Here is a 17,878-nt window from a genome sequence, read left to right as displayed (position 1 = left end):
TCCCGCGCCGATGAGGAGCCAAACGTCCAGGGGCACGCCGCGACGACCGGGGAGGGCGAGACAGATGGCCGACGCGCTCGACGAGACCGACCACCGCATCCTCGACGCGCTCGCCGAGGACGGGCGGATGTCGATGCGTACGCTCGCGGAGAATCTGCACATCTCGCGCGCGAACGCCTACGCCCGGGTCGAGCGGCTGCGCTCGACCGGCGTCATCCGCGGCTTCCGGGCCGAGGTCGACCCGGTGCTCAGCGGGCTCGGCACCTCGGCGTACCTCACCCTCAACGTGCGGCAGGCCGACTGGCGCACGATCCGCGAGTCGCTCCGGCGCCTCCCGGGCGTCGCGCACGTCGCCCTGGTCGGCGGCGAGTTCGACGTCATCCTGCTGGTCCGCGCGCGCGACAACGCCGACCTGCGCCGCATCGTCCTCGACGAGATCCAGGGGATGGCGGGCGTGATCAGCACACGTACGCTGCTCGTCTTCGAGGAGATCGAGCCCGCGAACACATCGCGCCCCTCCGGCGAAGTAAGAGCGTGACCGAACTGGAAACCGCGCCGCGGGCGCCCGAGCACTTCACGGCGGTCTTCGACCGGCACTACCGGGACATCTACGCGTACGTGGCCCGGCGGCTCGGTCCGGACCTGGCCGAGGACGTGGCGTCCGAGACGTTCCTGACCGCCTTCGACCGGAGGCAGAGCTACGACCCGGCCCGGGGTGACGCCCGGCCGTGGCTGTTCGGGATCGCCTCGAACCTGGTGGCGCGGCACGTGCGCGCCGAGTCCCGCCGCTACAAGGCGCTGGCCCGGGCCGGCGGGCGGGAGCCGCGGGAGACCGAGTTCCACGCCGACGCGATCGCCGGCCGCCTCGACGCGGCGGCCGTACGGGGGCGGCTCGCGACGGCGCTGGCCGGGCTGCCGGAGCCGGTGCGGGCCGTGCTGCTGCTGGTGGCCTGGGCCGGGCTCAGCCAGCAGGAGGCGGCGGAGGCCCTCGGCATTCCGGCCGGCACGGCCCGGTCCCGGTTGCACCGGGCACGACAGGAGATGCGGCAGGCGCTCGGCGCCGAGATCGAGATGGACGAGTGATGGACGAGATCAGCATGCTCCGAGAGACCTTCGACGCGCCGGCCCCGTCGCCGGCCGCCGAGCAGCGGGCGCGAGCGGCGCTGCTGCACCACATCGCGCCGAAGCCCGCAAAATCCAAAAAAATTTGGTGGCGCGTGCCGATCGCGGTCGGGGTGGCCACGGCCGCGGCCGTCGCCGTGGCGGTGGTCATCGACAAGCCGGCCGAGCAGAAGAGCCCGGTCGTGCGGGCAAATCCCACGATGAAGGCGACGAAAAGCCTTCCGTACCTCAAGCCCGTGAGCGCGGCCCAGGTGCTGGAGAACGCGGCGTGGACGGCCGAGCAGGAGAACTGGACCGATCCGAAGCCGACCCAGTTCATGTACGTCGAATCGCGCCAGATGCGCAACCCGCCCTCGATCGAGTCGGCGCGGCCTAACGGCGCCCTGGTGCCCGGCAAAGCCAAGTACCGGACCGTCCAGAAGTGGGACCGGATCGACGGCCAGGTCCAGGGGGAGATCCGCAACGGCCGGCTCGAGGTGCACAAGCAGGGCGACAACCAGTCCCAGTGGGGATTCATCCCGTGGTCGCAGATCGTCAAGCTGACCTCGTCCGCGCAGATCGACGCGTTCCTCGAGCACCCCGAGGGCGGCTTGTCCCAGGATCCCGACGCGATGGCCGGCCAGTACGTGCTGCCGCCCGAGGTCAAGGCGGCCATCTACCGTTACCTGGCCGAGCAGCCGGGCATGCGGATCAACCCGGACGCCGTCAACCTCGACGGCCGGCCGGCAATCGGTCTCGGCCGGATCGAGGAGGGCTACCTGTCGCAGGAGCTGCTGTTCGACAAGGAGACGTACACGCTGATCGGCGAGCGGCTGGTCGCGGTGGCCGACCATGTGAACCGCGGCGACGACGGCACCTCGTACACGCATAAAGGCGACCTCTTCCGGCAGGTGATCTACCGCAAGATGGTCATCGTCGATCGGCCGGGCCAGACGGCGCCGTAGCCCCTGCAACGAAACCAGGGCCGGCAACCGTCATAAGAAGCGGGATCGCGCCGGGCGACATTGATCTATAAGATGCGCCCGGCCGTATTCCTCTCCGCCAGAGACGAGAGTCGAGAGAGAAGTCATGATTCGGCGACGCAAAGTTCTCCTCGGCGCGCTCGGCGCCGCGGCCGGCCTCACCGCGGCCGGCTGCTCGGCGGCCGAGGCCAGCAGTCCCTCGGCATCGGCGAGCACGGAACCGGTCGGCACCTGGAACACGCCGCCCCCGCCGCCGGTCACGCTGACGGTGAGTCCCCGGGCCGGCGCGGCCAAGGTGCTGCCGACCGAGGAGATCAGGGTTTCGGTCGAGGGTGGCAAGCTGGCGTCGGTCACCGTCGTCGCCGGCGGCAAGAAGGTCGGCGGCACGGTGCAGGACGACGGGCTCAGCTGGAAGTCGACCGGCAATCTCGCCTACGGCAAGACGTACAAGGTGACTGCCTCGATCGTCGACGGCTCGGGCGCGACCGTGGAGAAGACGTCCACCTTCTCGACGGTCAAACCCACGTCGGTCGCGGCGGTCACCTTCCAGGCCAACGGGATGGGCATTCTCAAGACCGGCGGCACGTACGGCGTGGGCCAGCCCGTCATCGTCGCCTTCAGCCGGACGGTGACCGACAAGGCCGCGGCCGAGAAGGCGATCAAGGTCGAGACGACGCCGTCGGTCGAGGGCAAGTTCTTCTGGGTCAACAGCAAGCTCGTGCACTGGCGGCCGGCCAAGTACTGGGCCAAGGGCACCAAGGTCGAGGTCAGCGTCGAGGCGCTCGGCGTGCACCTGGGCAAGGGCGTCTACGGCGCGTCGAACTCCAGGACCCACTTCACGATCGGCCGCGCGCTGGTGGCGATCAGCGACAACAGGACGCACCGCACCAAGGTCTACATCGACGGCAAGATGGTGCGCGACATGGCGTGCAGCAACGGCCGCGGCGGCTACACCACGATCACGGACGGCACCCGGATCCACTTCTGGACGCAGAACGGGCCGCACGTGGTGCTCTCCAAGGAACGCAAGCACACCATGAGCTCGGCCAGCTACGGGCTCGACGACCCGGCGAATCCGAACTACTACGCGCCGGAGGTCGTCGAGTACTGCACCCGCATCTCGTACTCGGGCGAGTTCCTGCACGCCGCGCCCTGGAACCACTCGCTGGGCGCGGCCAACATCTCGCACGGCTGCGTCAACCTGAGCCCGGCCGACGCCAAGTGGGTCTACGAGAACTTCCTGGTCGGCGACGTGGTCGAGGTCAAGAACAGCCCGAAGTCGCTGCCGGTGTGGGACGGCCTCGGCGACTGGAACGTCCCGTTCAGCAAGTACGGCCACTGACCGCGGCCGGCAGCAGGCCGCACAGCGTCTCGGCGTCGCGGACCGCGTTGCCCTCGCCGTCGTTGTTGAAGTAGACGTACACCTCGCGGCCCTGCCCGGTCCACTCGCCGATCCGGTCGGCCCACCAGGCCAGGCTGTCCCGCGCGTACGACCCGGCGTACAGATGCTCGTCGTCCGGCCCGTGCATGCGGAGGTAGACGACGGGCGCGGTCGCCCGCAGCACGCACGGCAGCCGGGCGCCGCTCATCACGCAGTACGCCACCCCGCGCCGCTCGAGCAGGTCGTACACCGGATCGTCGTGCCAGCTCGGATGGCGGAACTCGACAGCCGTGCGGGTGCGGACCCAGCCCGGCAGCAGGTCCAGGAAGTACTCGAGGCGCGCGTCGTCCCGTTGCTGCTGCGGCGCGAGCTGGACCAGGAACACGCCCCGCTTGTCGCCGAGCTCGTGCAGCCCGGCGGTGATCCGCGTGATCCACTCCTCGGGCGCGTACAGCTTCCGGGCGTGGGTCAGGCCGCGCGGCGCCTTGACCGACATCTGGAAGCCGGGCGGCAGCCGGCGCTGCCACCCGGCGAACGTGGCCGTGCGCGGCCAGCGGTAGAAGCTGGCGTTGAGCTCGACGGTGCGGAAGCGGCGCACGTAGTGCTCGAGGCGACCCGGCGGCCGGGTCCCCGGCGGGTAGAGCACGCCGTCCCAATGGCCGTAGCCCCAGCCCGAGGTCCCGACATGAACGGTCATGGGTGCACGATTTCCCCCGCGACGGCCGATCCATGTCAGGGGACCGGCCGTCGCGGGTTGTCAGTGCAGCTTGAACTTCTGGGCGGCGGAGGTATTGCAGTCGTAGACCTGGAGCAGGTCGCCGGCGGTCTGGGCGTTGTCCGGGTCGTCCAGGCAGCGGCCCGAGCGGGCGTTGACCAACGTGCCGTCGTCGCGCGATGTCCAGGTCTGGGCGGCGGTGCCGTTGCAGTCGAAGAGCTGGACGCGGGTGCCGTTGGCGGTGCCGGCGTTGGCGACGTCCAGGCACTTGCCGAAGGCGCGGATGCTGCCGTCGCCCGGGGCCGACCAGCGCTGGGCGTCGGAGCCGTTGCAGGTGTAGAGCTGGACCGGCGTGGCCGAGGACGGGTCGGCGCCGGCCACGTCGGCGCAGAGGCCGCCGGGGCCGGTGACCGGGCCCGGCGGCAGCCGCCAGATCTGGCCGTCGGTGTGCAGGCAGTCGTAGATCTGCAGCTGGGCCGCGCCCGGGGTGGTGTTCGAGTCGGGCACGTCGAGGCACTTGCCCGAAGCGGGGTTGCGCAGGGTCCCGTCGGCCCGCAGCGTCCACTGCTGGCCGGGTGCGCCGGCACAGGTCGTGGTGGTGACCGCGGCCGCGGCGGTGACACACCGCCCGAGCACGCGCAGCGAGTCGTCGGCCGGGTGGCCGATCAGTTGGGCGGCCGTGTGGTTGCAGGTCCAGACCTGCACCGGCTGTCCCTCGGCCGCGGTCCCGCCGCGCACGTCGAGGCACAGCCCGCCGACCCCGACGACCTCACCCGTGGCCGGGTTGTCGGTCGCGGTCCCGCTCAGCGCGACCGTGTGGGCCGAGCCGGCCGGCAGCGCGCCGGTGACGACGGTGACCGTACGGCTGTCCCGGTTGTAGGACCAGGCCGTCTCGGGTAGCTGCGTGCCGTCGACGCTGACCGCGGTGGGCGCGGCGCTGTTCGACAGCCGCAGCGTCCAGGTACGGCTGGACGGCGCGCCCGGGTAGTTGCCGGTGGTCGCACCGACCGTGAATGTGCGGGTGGCGTCGGTCCAGGTCAATGGCGTGGTGGTGAATTGGCCGGACTGGTAGCCGTTGCCCTCGCCGGCGTCGGCGTAGAGGGAGTAGGCGCCGTCGGCGCCGGCCGCCACGGTGACGGTCAGCTGGGTGGCCGCGCTCTCCTTCTGGTTGTGCACGTAGTCGGTGCGGATCGGCACCAGGCCGCCCGCCCGGACCAGCACCGGCATCCGGGACAGCGGCGCCGACATGGTCACCGTCGCCGGTCCGGTGTAGACGGCGCCGGTGAAGTAGTCGGTCCAGGCGCCCGGCGGGACCCACACCGAGGCCGAGCCGGCCGCCGACGTGATCGGGGCGACGAGCAGGTTGTCGCCGTACAGGTACTGGCCGGTCGCCGAGTAGGCCGCCTCCTGGGTGGGGTAGTCGAGGTACATCGGACGCACCAGCGGCATGCCGCTCCGGTTCGCCTGCCGGGCCGCCGTGTACGTGTACGGCACCAGCGCCTCCCGCAGCCGCAGGAACCGCGACGCGCTCGCCTGGGCCGCGCCCGGGTAGTCCCACGGCAGCCGGTCGCCGTGGTCGGAGTGCAGCCGGTCGACCGGCTGGAACGTGGCGAACTGCACCCACCGGGCGTAGAGGTCGTCGGCCAGGTGCCCGCCGTGGAAGCCGCCGATGTCGTGGCTGACGTTGGCCAGCCCGGCCGCGCCCTCGGCGGCGGTGTACCGGACCTCGTACGCGAGCGTGTCCCAGGTCGAGTAGGTGTCACCGGTGAACGCCAGCGAGTTGCGCCGCTCCGACCACGGCCCGGAGGCGAAGCTGCTGCTGTCGCCGGTGGCGTGCTCGGTGCCGCCGATCCGGCTGAACGCGAAGCCGCGCAGGCCCCGGGCGGTGTCGTGATCGGCGTACGCCTGGTTGATGAGGTTGTCGGCGCCGATCTGCGGGTTCGACGAGATCGAGGCGCCGCAGCCGCCGCAGTAGTCGAGCCACCAGGCGCGCACGCCCTGCTGCTCGAACGGCTGGTGCAGACCCTGGTACGCGGCGAGGTGCGCCGCGTTCGCCCAGTCGAAGTAGTGGGTGTGCCCGTCGGACTGGACGGGCAGGCCACCGGCGGCGGCGTCGGCGGCCGGGAACCTCGGGTCGCTGCCGTCGATCGCCGGGTGCACGTTGAGGCTGACGTCCAGGCCCATCTGCCTGGTCCAGGTCAGGAACGCCGGCGGATCGGGGAACAGGTCGGTGTTCCAGTTCCAGCCGTTCCACTCGACCGGCTTCTTCCAGTCGGTGTCGACCACCAGCCAGTCGATCGGGGTGAAGTTGTTCCGGAAGGCCGGCAGCAGCGTGTTCTGGTAATCGGCGGTGCGGTAACCCCAGAACCGCGAGAACCAGACGCCGTACGCGGATTGCGGCAGCAGCGCCGCCCCGCCGGTGAGCGCGTTGAGGTCGTTGAGCGCCTGCTTGTAGTTCTGGCCGTAACCGAAGAAGTAGCCGTCCTGGTAGGGCCGGGTGCCGTGGCTGACCCGGTCCTTGAGGGGCAGCAGGGCGGTCCGGGTGTCGTCGAGCAGATACCAGCCGCCCCGGTTGAGCACGCCCGGGTGCAGCGTCGGCGGCAGCCCGCCGGGCAGGTTGTCCAGCGACCGGTACCAGCCGCCGAGCGCGCTGGTGGGCCCGGCGCCGTAGCCGGTGGTGAGCAGGCCGGTGGCGGGGGCCGGATAGCCGGTCTGAGCGGTGGGCGTGACGGCGAGGCTGTCGAGGTTGACCCGGCCCGAGTCGCCGGCGTCCTGGCTGACCGTGATCGTGTTGACCCCGGCGTGCAGGCTGACCGTCACCGACGCGGTCGACCAGGTGTCCCAGGAGGCGGTCGGCGGCAGGCTGAAGCGCGGCCCGGTGCCGGTGTCGACGTGCGTGGTCAGCGTGCGGGTCGTGCTCTGGTTGTCGCTGCCGACCGCGTTGGCGTAGCGGACGGCGAGCCGCCAGCTGCCGGCGGTGGGTACGTCCACGTCGTACCGGACGCCGCTCCCGATGCTCTCGAAGCCGGCGGCGAACCCGCTGCCGGTGAAGCCGGTGTGGTCGTAGCCGGTGGTCGCCGAGCCGGGGAAGAGCGCGTTCTCCGCCTCGCAGACGGTGGAGACGGTGCAGTACGAGGGGAACGCGGGGAGGGCGGTCGCGCCGGTGGCGGTGATCGCGACCGAGAGGTTGGCGGCGGTGAACGGCCCGCTGTTCTGCTTGTAGCGCAGGGTGAGCGCGCTGGTCCTGATCTCCCGGTAGCCGTCCGCCGTCACGGTGGTCGTGTAGGCGGCGGCCGGGAAGGACCGGTTGATCGCGGTGAAGGTGGCGGCGTCGGTGAACACGCCGTCACCGGCGTACTCGGTGCGGATCAGCGTGGGCGTGAGGACCTGGAAGCGGGCGTTGCCGTCGGTGACGGGGGCGGCGAGGGCGGAGGCGGGTGCGGCGGCGGCCGGGGCGGCCGGCGTGGCGATCGGGCCGATGGCCCCGGCGGCGATGACGCTGGCCGCCGCGGCGAGTGCGCGGGACGGGCGACGGGGGAACATCTTTCTATGAGAACCCCAACATCGACGAAAATAAATTTTGTGCCCGAACGGGCAGGGTAGCTTTGCTGGCCTATGGTCCGCACCGTCGTCGCCAGGCAGGGTCTGCGCCGGTGGGCCCTGGTCGCAGGGCTCGTCGCGGCGCTCGTCGCCGTGCCGGTGACCATCGCCGTGTGGCCGGCCCCGGCGTCGGCGGTCGAGCCGGCCGCGCTGCGCGGCCGCATCGCCGCCTCGGGCGGCCAGGCCTATCACGGGTACGCGCAGAGCACCGGCCTGCTGCCGCTGCCCGCCCTGCCCAACCTCGCCCAGGTCACCGCCCTGGTCAGCGGCACCACCGAGATGCGCGCCTGGTACGCGGCGCCCGGCCGCTGGCGGGTCGACGTGCTCGGCGAGGGCACCGAGCGCGATCTCTACCAGACCCCGGAAGCGCAGTTCACCTGGGACTTCGGCGACAACCGGCTCACCCGGATCGACGGCGACCAGCCGGTGCGCCTGCCCCGCGCCGCCGACCTCACCCCGCCCGAGCTGGTCAAGCGGGTTCTCGGCGCGGCGGCCGGGGACCGGCTCGAGGCCCTCGGCGGCAAGCGGGTGGCCGGCGTCGACGCGGCCGGCCTGCGGCTGATCCCGGCCGGCCCGGACACCACCGTCGCCCACGTCGACGTCTGGGCCGACCCCGAGCACGGTCTGCCGCTGCAGGTCGAGATCACCGCGAAGGGCGGCGCCCGGCCGGTGTTCGTCACCCGCTTCCTCGAGATCCACTTCGGCGCTCCCGACCCGGCGGTGCTGACCCCGCCGGAGCCGCGGGACGGCATCGGCTACACCGAGACCTCGGCGCCGGACATCCTGAGCGCGATCAACCGGCGGCGCCCGGTGCCGCTGCCGCCGGCGCTGGCCGGACTGCCCCGCCGCGACGCCGTGGCCGGCCTGTCCGCGGCCGGCGTCTACGGGACCGGGCTGGCGTCGGTGGTCGTGGCGGCGGTGCCCGGGCGGTTCGGCGGGCCGGCATTCGAGCAGATCACGGCGTACGGGCAGAAGATCGAGGGCGCCGACGCCGCCGTGCTCGCCACCGGGTTGCTCAGCGTGCTCGCCGTGCGCGCCGGCAACCGCACCTACCTGGTGGCCGGGCTGGTCGGGCCCGATCTGATGCGCCGGGTCGCGCTCGGCCTGACGGCGGCGAGTTCATGATCGTCACCAGGGATCTGACCAAGCGCTTCGGGCGGACGGTCGCCGTCGACGGTGTCGATCTGGACGTGCGCGAGGGTGACCGCTACGGGCTGCTCGGCCCCAACGGCTCCGGCAAGACCACGCTCGTACGCATGCTGCTCGGCCTGGTCTTCGCGACGCGCGGCGAGATCGAGGTCCTCGGTGAGCCGGTGCCGAAGCGGGTGCACGAGGTGCTGCCGTCGATCGGGGCCATGGTCGAGGGGCCGGGCGCGTACCCGAACCTCTCCGGGCGCACCAACCTGGCGCTGTTCGACGCGGCCGGGCCCGGCAGCTCCCGCCGCGGCCGCCGCGCGCGGGTGGGCGAGGCGCTGGAACGCGTCGGACTGGCCGGCATCGACCGGCGGCCGGTCCGCGCCTACTCGTTGGGCATGCGGCAACGGCTCGGGCTGGCCGGCGCGCTGCTGCGCAAGCCGCGGCTGCTGATCCTGGACGAGCCGACGAACGGTCTCGACCCGCGCGGCATCCGGGAGATCCGCGACCTGCTGGCCGAGCTCAACGGCGCGGGCACCACGGTGTTCCTCTCCAGCCACCTGCTGGCCGAGATCGACGCGCTGTGCACCCGGGTCGGCGTGATGGACCGCGGCCGGCTGGTCCTGCAGGACGACCTCGACGACCTGCGCGCGCCGACCGGGCGGGTCACCCTCGGCACGCCGACGCCGGCGGAGGTGGTGGCGCTGCTGGACGGCCGGGTCGAGCATCGGGACGGGGAGATCCTGACCGTACGGCATGACGACCCGGGCGCCCTGAACGCCTCGCTGAACGCGGCCGGGGTCACGATCACCTCGATCGCGGCCGAGCGGCGCACCCTGGAACAGGTCGTCCTCGAGGCGACGACGGGCAGCTCCGACCGGATCGAGGCGGCCGGGTGATCCGGGTCGAGCTGGCCAAGCTGTTCCGGCGGCCCCGCACGTACGTGATCGCCGGTCTGCTCTGCGCCCTGCCGCTGGTGGTCGCGATCTTCTTGGCCACCACCCGGATCCCGCCGCCGCCGGGCCAGGGCGGCGCGTTCCTGTCGGCCGTGCTGAGCAACGGCTCGCTCTATCCAGCGGCGGCGATGGCGCTGGTGCTGCCGGTCTTCCTGCCGGTGTCGGTGGCGGTGCTGGCCGGCGACGCGGTGGCCGGGGAGGCGTCCGCCGGCACGTTGCGCTACCTGCTGATCCGGCCGGTCGGGCGGAGCCGGCTGCTGGTCGCGAAACTGATCTCGCTGGTGACGTTCGTGCTGTTCGCGATCGGCGCGGTGCTGATCACCTCGTACGTCACCGGGCTGCTGCTATTCGGGGCCGGGACGACCGCCGCCGGTGTCGCCCTGCCCGCCGACGTGACCTCGCTGTCCGGCGTCACGATCAGCCCGTTCGGCCTGGTCCTGCGGCTGCTCGGGACGGTGGCCTACATCGTGGTCTCGATGCTCGGGGTGGCGGCGATCGCGCTGTTCCTCTCGACCGTGACCGACTCGGCGCTGGGCGCGGCGATGGGCGCGCTGGCCGTGCTGGTCACCAGCCAGGTGCTGGTGACCCTGGACGCGGCGGCGGCGATCCGGCCCTACCTGCCGACGCGCTACTGGCTGGCCTGGGTCGACTTCTTCCGCGAGCCGGTCCTGTGGCGCGACATCGAGCGCGGCGCCGGCATCCAGCTGGTCTACCTGGTGGTGCTGCTGGGCGCGGCGTGGGCGAACTTCCTGACGAAGGACATCGCGAACTGACCGACCCGGCGCATTCAGCGACCCACGCGATCGTGTGGGCTCGTCCGGCTCGGGCCTGGTGGGGGCCGACGCCAGCGCTCCGACGGCTACGTGAGGTCAGCGTGGGCCGGCGTCCCGGACACGAGCGCCTTGCTGCGGTTGCAGTCACGTTCTGAACCTAACCCGCGCTCGTCGGGCAGCTGGTCGGCTCGGTCAGCGGCTCGGTGCCGAGCGCCCGCAGCACCAGGGCGGTCACGGCCGGGTCGGTCGGCAGGTCGCCGTGCGCGACCTGGGCTCCGGGGCAGATGGCCTGCAACGACACGTTGACCGCGCCGTCGAGGCGGGCCGAGTCCGGGGGCTGCACAGTCTCGTCGTTCTCGGTCCAGATCGAGAGCCAGGGCAGGCGGTCGGGCAGCGCGCCGTCGATGCTGTCCAGCAGGTCGCTGCCGGGCGCCAGCTCGCGGCACGCCGGCGGGCAGGCGTCGGGCGCCAGCGCCGCGCCGACCCCGGCGATCCGGGCGCCGTGCAGGGGCGACCCGAGCGTGACGATCCGGCGGGCCACCTCGGCGCCGTGGTGACGGTCGACCCACAGGCGGGTCACCACGCCGCCGGCCGAGTAGCCGATCACGTCGACCGACGGCGACCCGGCGCGCACGGCCGCGCGTACCGCCGCATCGAGGGTCTCGGCCTGCGCCAGCAGGTCGCCGGTCCCGTCGCCGGGCAGCGTCAGCACGTCGGTGGTGCGCCCGGCATCGCGCAACCGGCCGGCCAGCTCGGTCAGCGCGGTGCGGCTGCCGCCGTAACCCGGCACCAGCAGCACCGTCCCCGGCTGCGCCTGGTCCGGCCGGACGCCGCTGTCGCCGCCGCCGAGCAGGCGGACACCGGCCACCACCAGCAGCGCGACGACCACGGCGGCGGCGACACCGAGCAGCAGCAACCGCCGACGTGGTGACACCCCCTCATCATGCCCCGGCTTGGGCTAGGGTGACGCGGCATGGAGGAGCTGGACACGAGCAAGGCGCACGTCGCCCGCGTCTACGACTACTGGCTCGGCGGCAAGGACAACTTCGAGGCCGACCGGGCGTACGGCGATGAGCTCGAACGCCGCGTGCCGGCCATCCGGGTCGCCGCCCGGATGAACCGGCTGTTCCTCGGCCGGGCCGTCCGCTTCCTGACCGCCGAGGCCCGGGTCCGGCAGTTCCTCGACATCGGCACCGGGCTGCCGACCGCCAACAACACCCACCAGGTCGCCCAGCTGATCGCCCCCGCGTCGCGGATCGTCTACACCGACAACGACCCGCTCGTGCTGGTCCACGCCCGCGCCCTGCTGACCAGCTCGGCCGAGGGCCGCACCGCCTACATCGCCGCCGACGTGCGCGAGCCGGCCACGATCCTGGGCGCGCCCGAGCTGACCGCGACGCTCGACCTGCGCGAGCCGGTCGCGGTCCTGCTGATCGCCGTGCTGCACCTGGTCACCGACGATGCGGTGGCCTACCCGGCGATCCGGTCGATCGTCGACGCCATGCCGTCCGGCAGCTACCTGGCGCTCAGCCACGCCACCGGCGACTTCTGGCCGGCCGAGCAGGTCGAGGCGGCGAACGCGACGAACCGCGCGCACAACGTGGACTTCCGGTTCCGTACGCGCGCGGAGTTCGCCCGGTTCTTCGAGGGTCTCGAGCTGGTCGAGCCGGGAATCGTGCCGGTCGCCGAGTGGCGGTCCGACGGCGGCCCGATCCCCGAGCGCCGCGACGCCAACATCTGGGCGGCGGTCGCCCGGAAGGGTTGAACCTGTTTTGTGACCGGCTCCACGGGGAAGCTGTAACTCACATTGACTTCACAGCGGCAATTACTAAGGTGCCTGAGTGTCCTCCTGGTTCCGCCCCCGTGATCACAACATCTTCACCAACGCGACATCGCTGCTGATCTGCGGCCTGCTCGCCGGGGTGGTGGTCGCCGCCGCGGTCTTCCCGGCCGCCGCGATGTCCGGCCTCAGTGTGAAGGCCGGCGATCAGGCCTTCGCCGCGCTGCCCAGCCAGATCAAGGCGTTCGCCTCGCCGCAGATCACCCGGATCTACGCGTCGGACAACAAGACGCAGATCGCGGTCATGTACGACGAGTTCCGCAGCGATGTGCCGTTGTCGCAGATCTCGCCGAACATGCAGAACGCGATCATCGCGGCCGAGGACCGCGGCTTCTACAAGCACGGCGGCGTCGATCTCAAGGGCACGGTCCGCGCGTTCGTCAACGACTCGCAGGGCGGCGACCGGCAGGGTGCGTCGACGCTGGCCATGCAGTACGTGCGGATGGCGCTGGCCTACTCGGCGACCAACCCCCGGGAGGTGGTCGCCGCGACCGAGGACACTCCGAAACGCAAGATCACCGAGATGAAGTACGCGATCCAGATCGAGAAGGAGATGAGCAAGCAGCAGGTCCTCGAGCGCTACCTGAACATCGCCCCGTTCGGCAACGGCGCTTACGGGATCTACGCCGCGAGCCAGATCTACTTCCAGAAGAGCCCTAAGGACCTCGACATCTCGCAGTCGGCGGTGCTGGCCGGCCTGGTCAAGGGCCCGACCGAGTTCAACCCCACCACCCCCAGCGGGTACGCGAAGACGGTGGACCGCCGCAAGTACGTGCTCGACGGCATGGTCACCATCGGCGCGATCACCAAGGCGCAGGAGGACAAGGCCCTCAAGGAGCCGATCCCGCGCCAGGTGAAGAAGGTCGGCAACGGCTGCGTCTCGGTCAACAAGAACGAGTGGGGCTTCTTCTGCGACTACTTCACCCGCTGGTGGAACAGTCAGCAGGCGTTCGGGGCGTCGACCTTCGACCGGGAGCAGCGGCTCAACAACGGCGGCTACCGGATCGTCACGTCGATGGACGTCAAGGCGACCGCTTCCGCGTACAAACGCATCCACCAGCAGATCCAGAACGGCAACAAGGACGCGCTGATGCTGGCCGCGGTGCAGCCCGGCACCGGCCAGGTGCTGGCGCTGGCCGCGAACCGCACGTTCAAGCTGGACGAGTCGCACAACCACATCTCGTCGAACCCGGCCAAGGCCGCGCGCCACCTCAAGGGCACCTACCCGAACACGACGAACCCGATCGTCACCGGTGGCGGCGACGTCGACGGCTACCAGGCCGGCTCGACGTTCAAGATGTTCACCATGGTGACGGCCCTCAAGCAGGGCATCCCGCTGACCAAGACGATCCAGGCCGGGGTGGTGGCCAAGACCCACTACATCGTCGAGCCGAGCAGCCCGGCCGCCTGCCCCGGCACGCACTTCTACTGCCCGGGCAACGCGGGCGAGAGCGAGGCCGGCACGTACAACATGTGGTCGGCGTTCGGGCACTCGGTGAACACGTACTTCGTGCCGCTCGAGGAGGAGGTCGGCGCCGGCAACGTGGTGCAGACGGCCCAGGACTTCGGCATCCAGTTCCGCGCCTCGAACGACGCGACGCTGGCCGCGCCGGGCAGCGCCGAGCAGTGGGGCGCGTTCACGCTGGGCGTCTCCGAGTCGACGCCGCTGGACCTGGCCAACGCGTACGCGACGCTGGCCGCCGACGGCCGGTACTGCGCGCCGACGCCGGTCAAGGAGATCGTCGACCGCGACAACGAGAAGATCGACGTCGGCAGCCCGCAGTGCCGCCGGGTCGTCTCCGCCGACGTGGCCCGGGCCGCGCTCGACGCCGCCCGCTGCCCGGTCGGCGACTCGGCCCAGCTCGGCAGCTGCGGCGGCTCGGGCACGGCCCCGCAGTCGCACGGCGTCGTCAAGCACCCCGTCTTCGGCAAGACCGGCACCACCGACAGCGAGAAGACGGCGGCCCTGATCCTCGGCACGACCTCGATCGTGGTGGCCGGCTACCTGGCCGACCCGGACTGGCCGCAGACCACCCAGCACATGAAGCACGGCGTGGTGAACCCCGCGGTCTGGAACACGGTCGCCGACTTCATGGACGGCAAGCCCAAGGTCCAGTTCCCGAAGCCGGGCGACACCAAGGTCGCCACCGGCGACCTGGTCTCGGTCCCCACCGTGAGCTGCACGAGCGTCGCCGACGCCACCGCCGAGCTGAAGGGCGCCGGCTTCATCCCGACGACCGGCGGCCAGGTGACCTCGACGTGCCCGCCGGGCACGGTCGCCGACACCAGCCCGAGCGGCCGGGCGCCGAAGAACACCCAGATCATCATGGAGATCGCCAAGGACGCGGCCCCCAACCCGGGCGGCGGCGGCACTCCCGGCCCGAAGGGCGGCGACAAGAAGAACGGCGGCAAGCCCCCGCGCTAGGTCACCGGCCTCAGTCGTCGCCGGCGCCGAAGCCGGGGCGGCCGGTCTTCCACTGGGGCTGGGTCAGCACCGAACGCCGAGGCCACCCTCGCTGCTCGATCAGGTGACGCTGGATGAGGCGGCACGTGTCGCTCTCGCCGGCGACGTAGGCGGTGCCGGAAGCCGAGGGCAACTCCAGCTCCTGCACGGCGCGCAGCAGGACGCGGGACGCCACCGGGGAGGCGGCGCCCCGGTGCACCCACGGCAGCGGCGGGACGCCGTCCAGGGCGGCGACGGCGGGGGCGGGGACCTCGTCGGCGGCGCCGGTCGACTCGAAGACGCCGAAGGCCGGCCCGCGCGCGGCCGCTCGCATCGCCAGCAGCGGGACGGCGCCGGTCTCGTCGCCGACGAACAGGTGGAACGGCGCCCGCTCGTCGACGGTGATCTTGCTGCGCGGGGGCTCGACGGCGATCCGGTCGCCGGGCTCGACGCCGCGGGCCCAGTCGCAACCGGGTCCGCCGGCCGGGTGCAGCGCGATCCGGATGGTCAGGGCGGCCGAGCCGGGGCGGTGGGTCCAGATCGAGTAGACCCGCCGGGCGGCGCCGTTGCCCGCCGGGACGTGCACCACCAGGTGGGCGCCGGGGCGCGGGCGCAGGCGGGGCAGATCCGGGCCGGCCAGCTCGATCTCGCGCATGGCCGGCGTCACGTCGGTCACCGCGCGCACCCGGACCGGCAGACGCGACCTCGGCCTACGCACCGGCGGTCGCCCTGCTCGCAAGCCGGCCCACGCCCAAGCCCGCGCCCAGGCCCACGCCCAAGCCCGCGCCCAGGCCCGCGCCCAGGCCCGCGCCCAGGCCCGCGCCCAGGGCCGCACTCAGGGCCGCGCCCGCGGCGGAAGCGCTACTCATGACGGAAGATCGTAACCAGGACGCGCAGCACCAGCACCACCGCGACGATCAGCAGGCCGTAGCCGAGCAGCGGGAACAGGCCGACGCCCTGGCTCACCCGCGGACCGGCGCCGGCGCCCAGCAGGAGGGCCGCCATCACGCCGGCGGCGGTGCCGATCACGGTGAGCAGCGCCTGGTGCAGCAGTCCGGTGACCAGCCGCCGGTCCTGGTCGTCGGCGAAGAGCCGGACGTTGAGCCGCAGCCGGCCGTGCTCGACGGCCTCGCCGATGCGGTCGATGCGTCGCGGCAGGGCGCGCAGCACCGGCAGGAGCGTGGCCAGTTCCTCTTCGAGCACGCCGCGCACGTTCTCCGGGCGTATGGTCTCGGCCAGCCGTCGCATGCCTGCCGCGCGCGCCTCACCGACGATGTCGAAGCCGGGCCGGACCAGCGCCAGGGTGCCCTCGAGCGTGGCGACGGCGCGGAACACGGCGGCCACCGACGGCGGGACTCCCAGCCCGTACGAGGTGAAGGTCCTCATCAGCGCGGTCATCGCGGCGACGCCGGCGCTCCCACCCGGTCCCGCGAATCGGACGATGAGCGCGCCCACCACGCGTTGCAGATCGCGCTCGTCGATGGTCTCCGGCCGGTCGAGCAGCTGCAGCAGCGCGTCGCTCACGCCCACCGAGTCGCCGCGGCCGACCGCCAGCAGCAGGCGGCCGATCGCGCCGCGCGTCACCCCGTCGATCCGGCCGACCGAGCCGAGGTCGAGCATGCCCAGCGCGCCGTCGTCGTCGATCAGCAGGTTGCCCGGGTGCAGGTCGACGTGGAAGAGGCCGTGCACCAGGATCTGGTCGAGCATGCTGTCGAGCAGGCCGGCCGCCACGGTCGCGCGCCGCTCGCCGGGCAGCGCCGCGAGCACATCGTGTGCCGAGCCGAGCGGTGTGCCGGGCAGGCGGCGCATCACCAGCACGCGTTCGGAGCTTATCCGCCCGTACGCCTCCGGCACCGTCACGCCCCGGTCCGGCGACGCCGCCAGCGCCGCCGCCATCGCCTGGAGGTTGTCCCGCTCGACGGTGAAGTCCAGCTCCTCGCGCAACGCCTCGGCGAAGCCCAGGGCCAGCCCGCGCACGCCGAGGGACCGTCCCCAGGCCGTGCGCTCCTCGAGCGTGGTGGCCAGCCGCAGCAGGATGTCGAGGTCGCGCTCGACGACGCCCGCGATGCCCGGCCGCTGCACCTTGACCACCACCCGCTCGCCGCCGGGCAGCCGGGCCGCGTGCACCTGCGCCACCGACGCGGCCGCCATCGGCTCCGGGTCGATCTCGGCGAAGGCCTCGCCCACCGGCCGCCCGAGCTCGGCGGCCAGCACCTCGGACACCTCCGCCCACGGCACCGGCGCGGCCCGGTCCTGCAGGGCGGTGAGCTCGTCGACGAACTCGGCCGGCAGCAGATCGCGCCGGGTCGACAGCAGCTGCCCGATCTTGATGAACGTGACGCCGCCCTCGTCGAGCGCGTCCCGCAACGACCGGGCCAGCCGCCGCCGCGCCGCCGCCGACTCGGGCCCGCGCTGCGGCCGCCCGCGGAGGAACCGCCCGAGCCCGTGCCGCAGCGCGATGCGCACGATCGTCGCGTAGCGCCGGGCCCGCGCGACCCGCCGCCGCCACCCCTTCCACGCCTCGACCGGCCCCGGCAGCGACCCGGTCGGCAGCAGCACCTCGAGGATCACGACGGCGGCCATGGCCAGCAGCGCGGCCACGATGACCGCCGTGGCGCCGAGAAGGAGAGCTTCGCCGGTGCCGATCGAAGCCGGATCGGCCGGCGCCATGGCCGACAGAACCGGCGCCGTGACGAACAGCGCGAGCACCCCGGCGAGCAGCGCCCGCACCGGCCCGATCCGCACCCCGAGCAGCCGCCGGATGACCGCCGCGAACGCCGCCACCGTGACCACGACGACGACGATGAACAGCAGTACCGACAGTGTCCGGGTCACGACGGCAGACGATATCGGCCGGGGTGCGTTCTTTCTGCCCCGTTCAGCGCTCGTCTGCCCCGTTCAGCGCTCGCGGGACGCGGAGCGGCCTCCGGCAAAGATCACTCCGGCGACGTT

Annotated in this window: 14 protein-coding genes; 9 read left to right on the top strand and 5 right to left on the bottom strand. The window is 72.4% G+C overall.

The features are described from left to right. Positions 1-64: 64 nt before the first annotated feature. The 4 genes from ACQP2F_RS31515 to ACQP2F_RS31500 all read left to right on the top strand — a co-directional run bounded on the left by ACQP2F_RS31515 (position 65) and on the right by ACQP2F_RS31500 (position 3,426). Entirely contained in the window at positions 65-538 is a 474-nt protein-coding gene (locus ACQP2F_RS31515) for an Lrp/AsnC family transcriptional regulator (RefSeq protein WP_433293799.1), read from the top strand. Further along, a complete protein-coding gene (locus ACQP2F_RS31510) occupies positions 535-1,083 on the top strand; it encodes an RNA polymerase sigma factor (protein ID WP_433293797.1) in 549 nt (182 codons plus the stop codon). The genes ACQP2F_RS31515 and ACQP2F_RS31510 overlap by 4 nt, the downstream gene beginning before the upstream one ends. After that, positions 1,083-2,066, top strand: a complete 984-nt coding sequence (locus ACQP2F_RS31505; RefSeq protein ID WP_433293794.1) for a hypothetical protein — start codon at positions 1,083-1,085, stop codon at positions 2,064-2,066. Before ACQP2F_RS31510 ends, ACQP2F_RS31505 begins: the two co-directional genes overlap by 1 nt. A gap of 124 nt (positions 2,067-2,190) precedes the next feature. Next, entirely contained in the window at positions 2,191-3,426 is a 1,236-nt protein-coding gene (locus ACQP2F_RS31500) for a L,D-transpeptidase (protein WP_433293792.1), read from the top strand. Here the strand turns inward: ACQP2F_RS31500 and ACQP2F_RS31495 are convergent. Together ACQP2F_RS31495 and ACQP2F_RS31490 are read right to left on the bottom strand one after the other, a co-directional pair. Continuing rightward, positions 3,407-4,162: a DUF72 domain-containing protein gene (locus ACQP2F_RS31495; protein ID WP_433293790.1), complete on the bottom strand. Its 756-nt coding sequence runs from the start codon at positions 4,160-4,162 to the stop codon at positions 3,407-3,409. The two genes, ACQP2F_RS31500 and ACQP2F_RS31495, sit on opposite strands and share 20 nt — an antisense overlap. A gap of 60 nt (positions 4,163-4,222) precedes the next feature. Beyond that, positions 4,223-7,723, bottom strand: a complete 3,501-nt coding sequence (locus ACQP2F_RS31490; protein ID WP_433293788.1) for a ricin-type beta-trefoil lectin domain protein — start codon at positions 7,721-7,723, stop codon at positions 4,223-4,225. Positions 7,724-7,795: 72 nt separating this feature from the next. On the opposite strand from ACQP2F_RS31490, the gene ACQP2F_RS31485 reads away from it, so the two are divergent. Genes ACQP2F_RS31485 through ACQP2F_RS31475 form a run of 3 tightly spaced genes read left to right on the top strand, consistent with a single transcriptional unit; the run spans position 7,796 to position 10,643 of the window. Beyond that, positions 7,796-8,905, top strand: coding sequence for a hypothetical protein (locus tag ACQP2F_RS31485; RefSeq protein ID WP_433293786.1), 1,110 nt, complete (start codon positions 7,796-7,798; stop codon positions 8,903-8,905). Beyond that, positions 8,902-9,813, top strand: a complete 912-nt coding sequence (locus ACQP2F_RS31480) for an ABC transporter ATP-binding protein (protein WP_433293783.1) — start codon at positions 8,902-8,904, stop codon at positions 9,811-9,813. Before ACQP2F_RS31485 ends, ACQP2F_RS31480 begins: the two co-directional genes overlap by 4 nt. After that, positions 9,810-10,643: an ABC transporter permease gene (locus tag ACQP2F_RS31475; protein WP_433293781.1), complete on the top strand. Its 834-nt coding sequence runs from the start codon at positions 9,810-9,812 to the stop codon at positions 10,641-10,643. The genes ACQP2F_RS31480 and ACQP2F_RS31475 overlap by 4 nt, the downstream gene beginning before the upstream one ends. A 157-nt stretch (positions 10,644-10,800) precedes the next feature. Here the strand turns inward: ACQP2F_RS31475 and ACQP2F_RS31470 are convergent, their stop codons facing one another. After that, the gene (locus tag ACQP2F_RS31470; RefSeq protein WP_433293779.1) at positions 10,801-11,577 is read right to left on the bottom strand and encodes an esterase/lipase family protein; all 777 of its coding nucleotides are present in this window, start codon (positions 11,575-11,577) and stop codon (positions 10,801-10,803) included. A 39-nt stretch (positions 11,578-11,616) separates the two neighbouring features. Between ACQP2F_RS31470 and ACQP2F_RS31465 the strand changes: the two genes are divergently transcribed. Then, entirely contained in the window at positions 11,617-12,408 is a 792-nt protein-coding gene (locus ACQP2F_RS31465) for an SAM-dependent methyltransferase (RefSeq protein WP_433293777.1), read from the top strand. Between the two features lie 76 nt (positions 12,409-12,484). After that, a complete protein-coding gene (locus ACQP2F_RS31460; protein WP_433293775.1) occupies positions 12,485-14,908 on the top strand; it encodes a transglycosylase domain-containing protein in 2,424 nt (807 codons plus the stop codon). A gap of 10 nt (positions 14,909-14,918) precedes the next feature. Here ACQP2F_RS31460 and ACQP2F_RS31455 read toward each other — a convergent pair whose 3' ends face one another. After that, a complete protein-coding gene (locus tag ACQP2F_RS31455) occupies positions 14,919-15,602 on the bottom strand; it encodes a siderophore-interacting protein (RefSeq protein WP_433293773.1) in 684 nt (227 codons plus the stop codon). A 185-nt stretch (positions 15,603-15,787) separates the two neighbouring features. Then, entirely contained in the window at positions 15,788-17,761 is a 1,974-nt protein-coding gene (locus tag ACQP2F_RS31450; protein ID WP_433293771.1) for an ABC1 kinase family protein, read from the bottom strand. Positions 17,762-17,878: the final 117 nt, after the last annotated feature.

This window comes from Actinoplanes sp. CA-030573, from assembly GCF_050951115.1.
GTDB lineage: Bacteria > Actinomycetota > Actinomycetes > Mycobacteriales > Micromonosporaceae > Actinoplanes.
The sequence above is the reverse complement of the archived record's forward strand: the minus strand, read 5'-3'. Positions and strand labels throughout refer to the sequence as shown.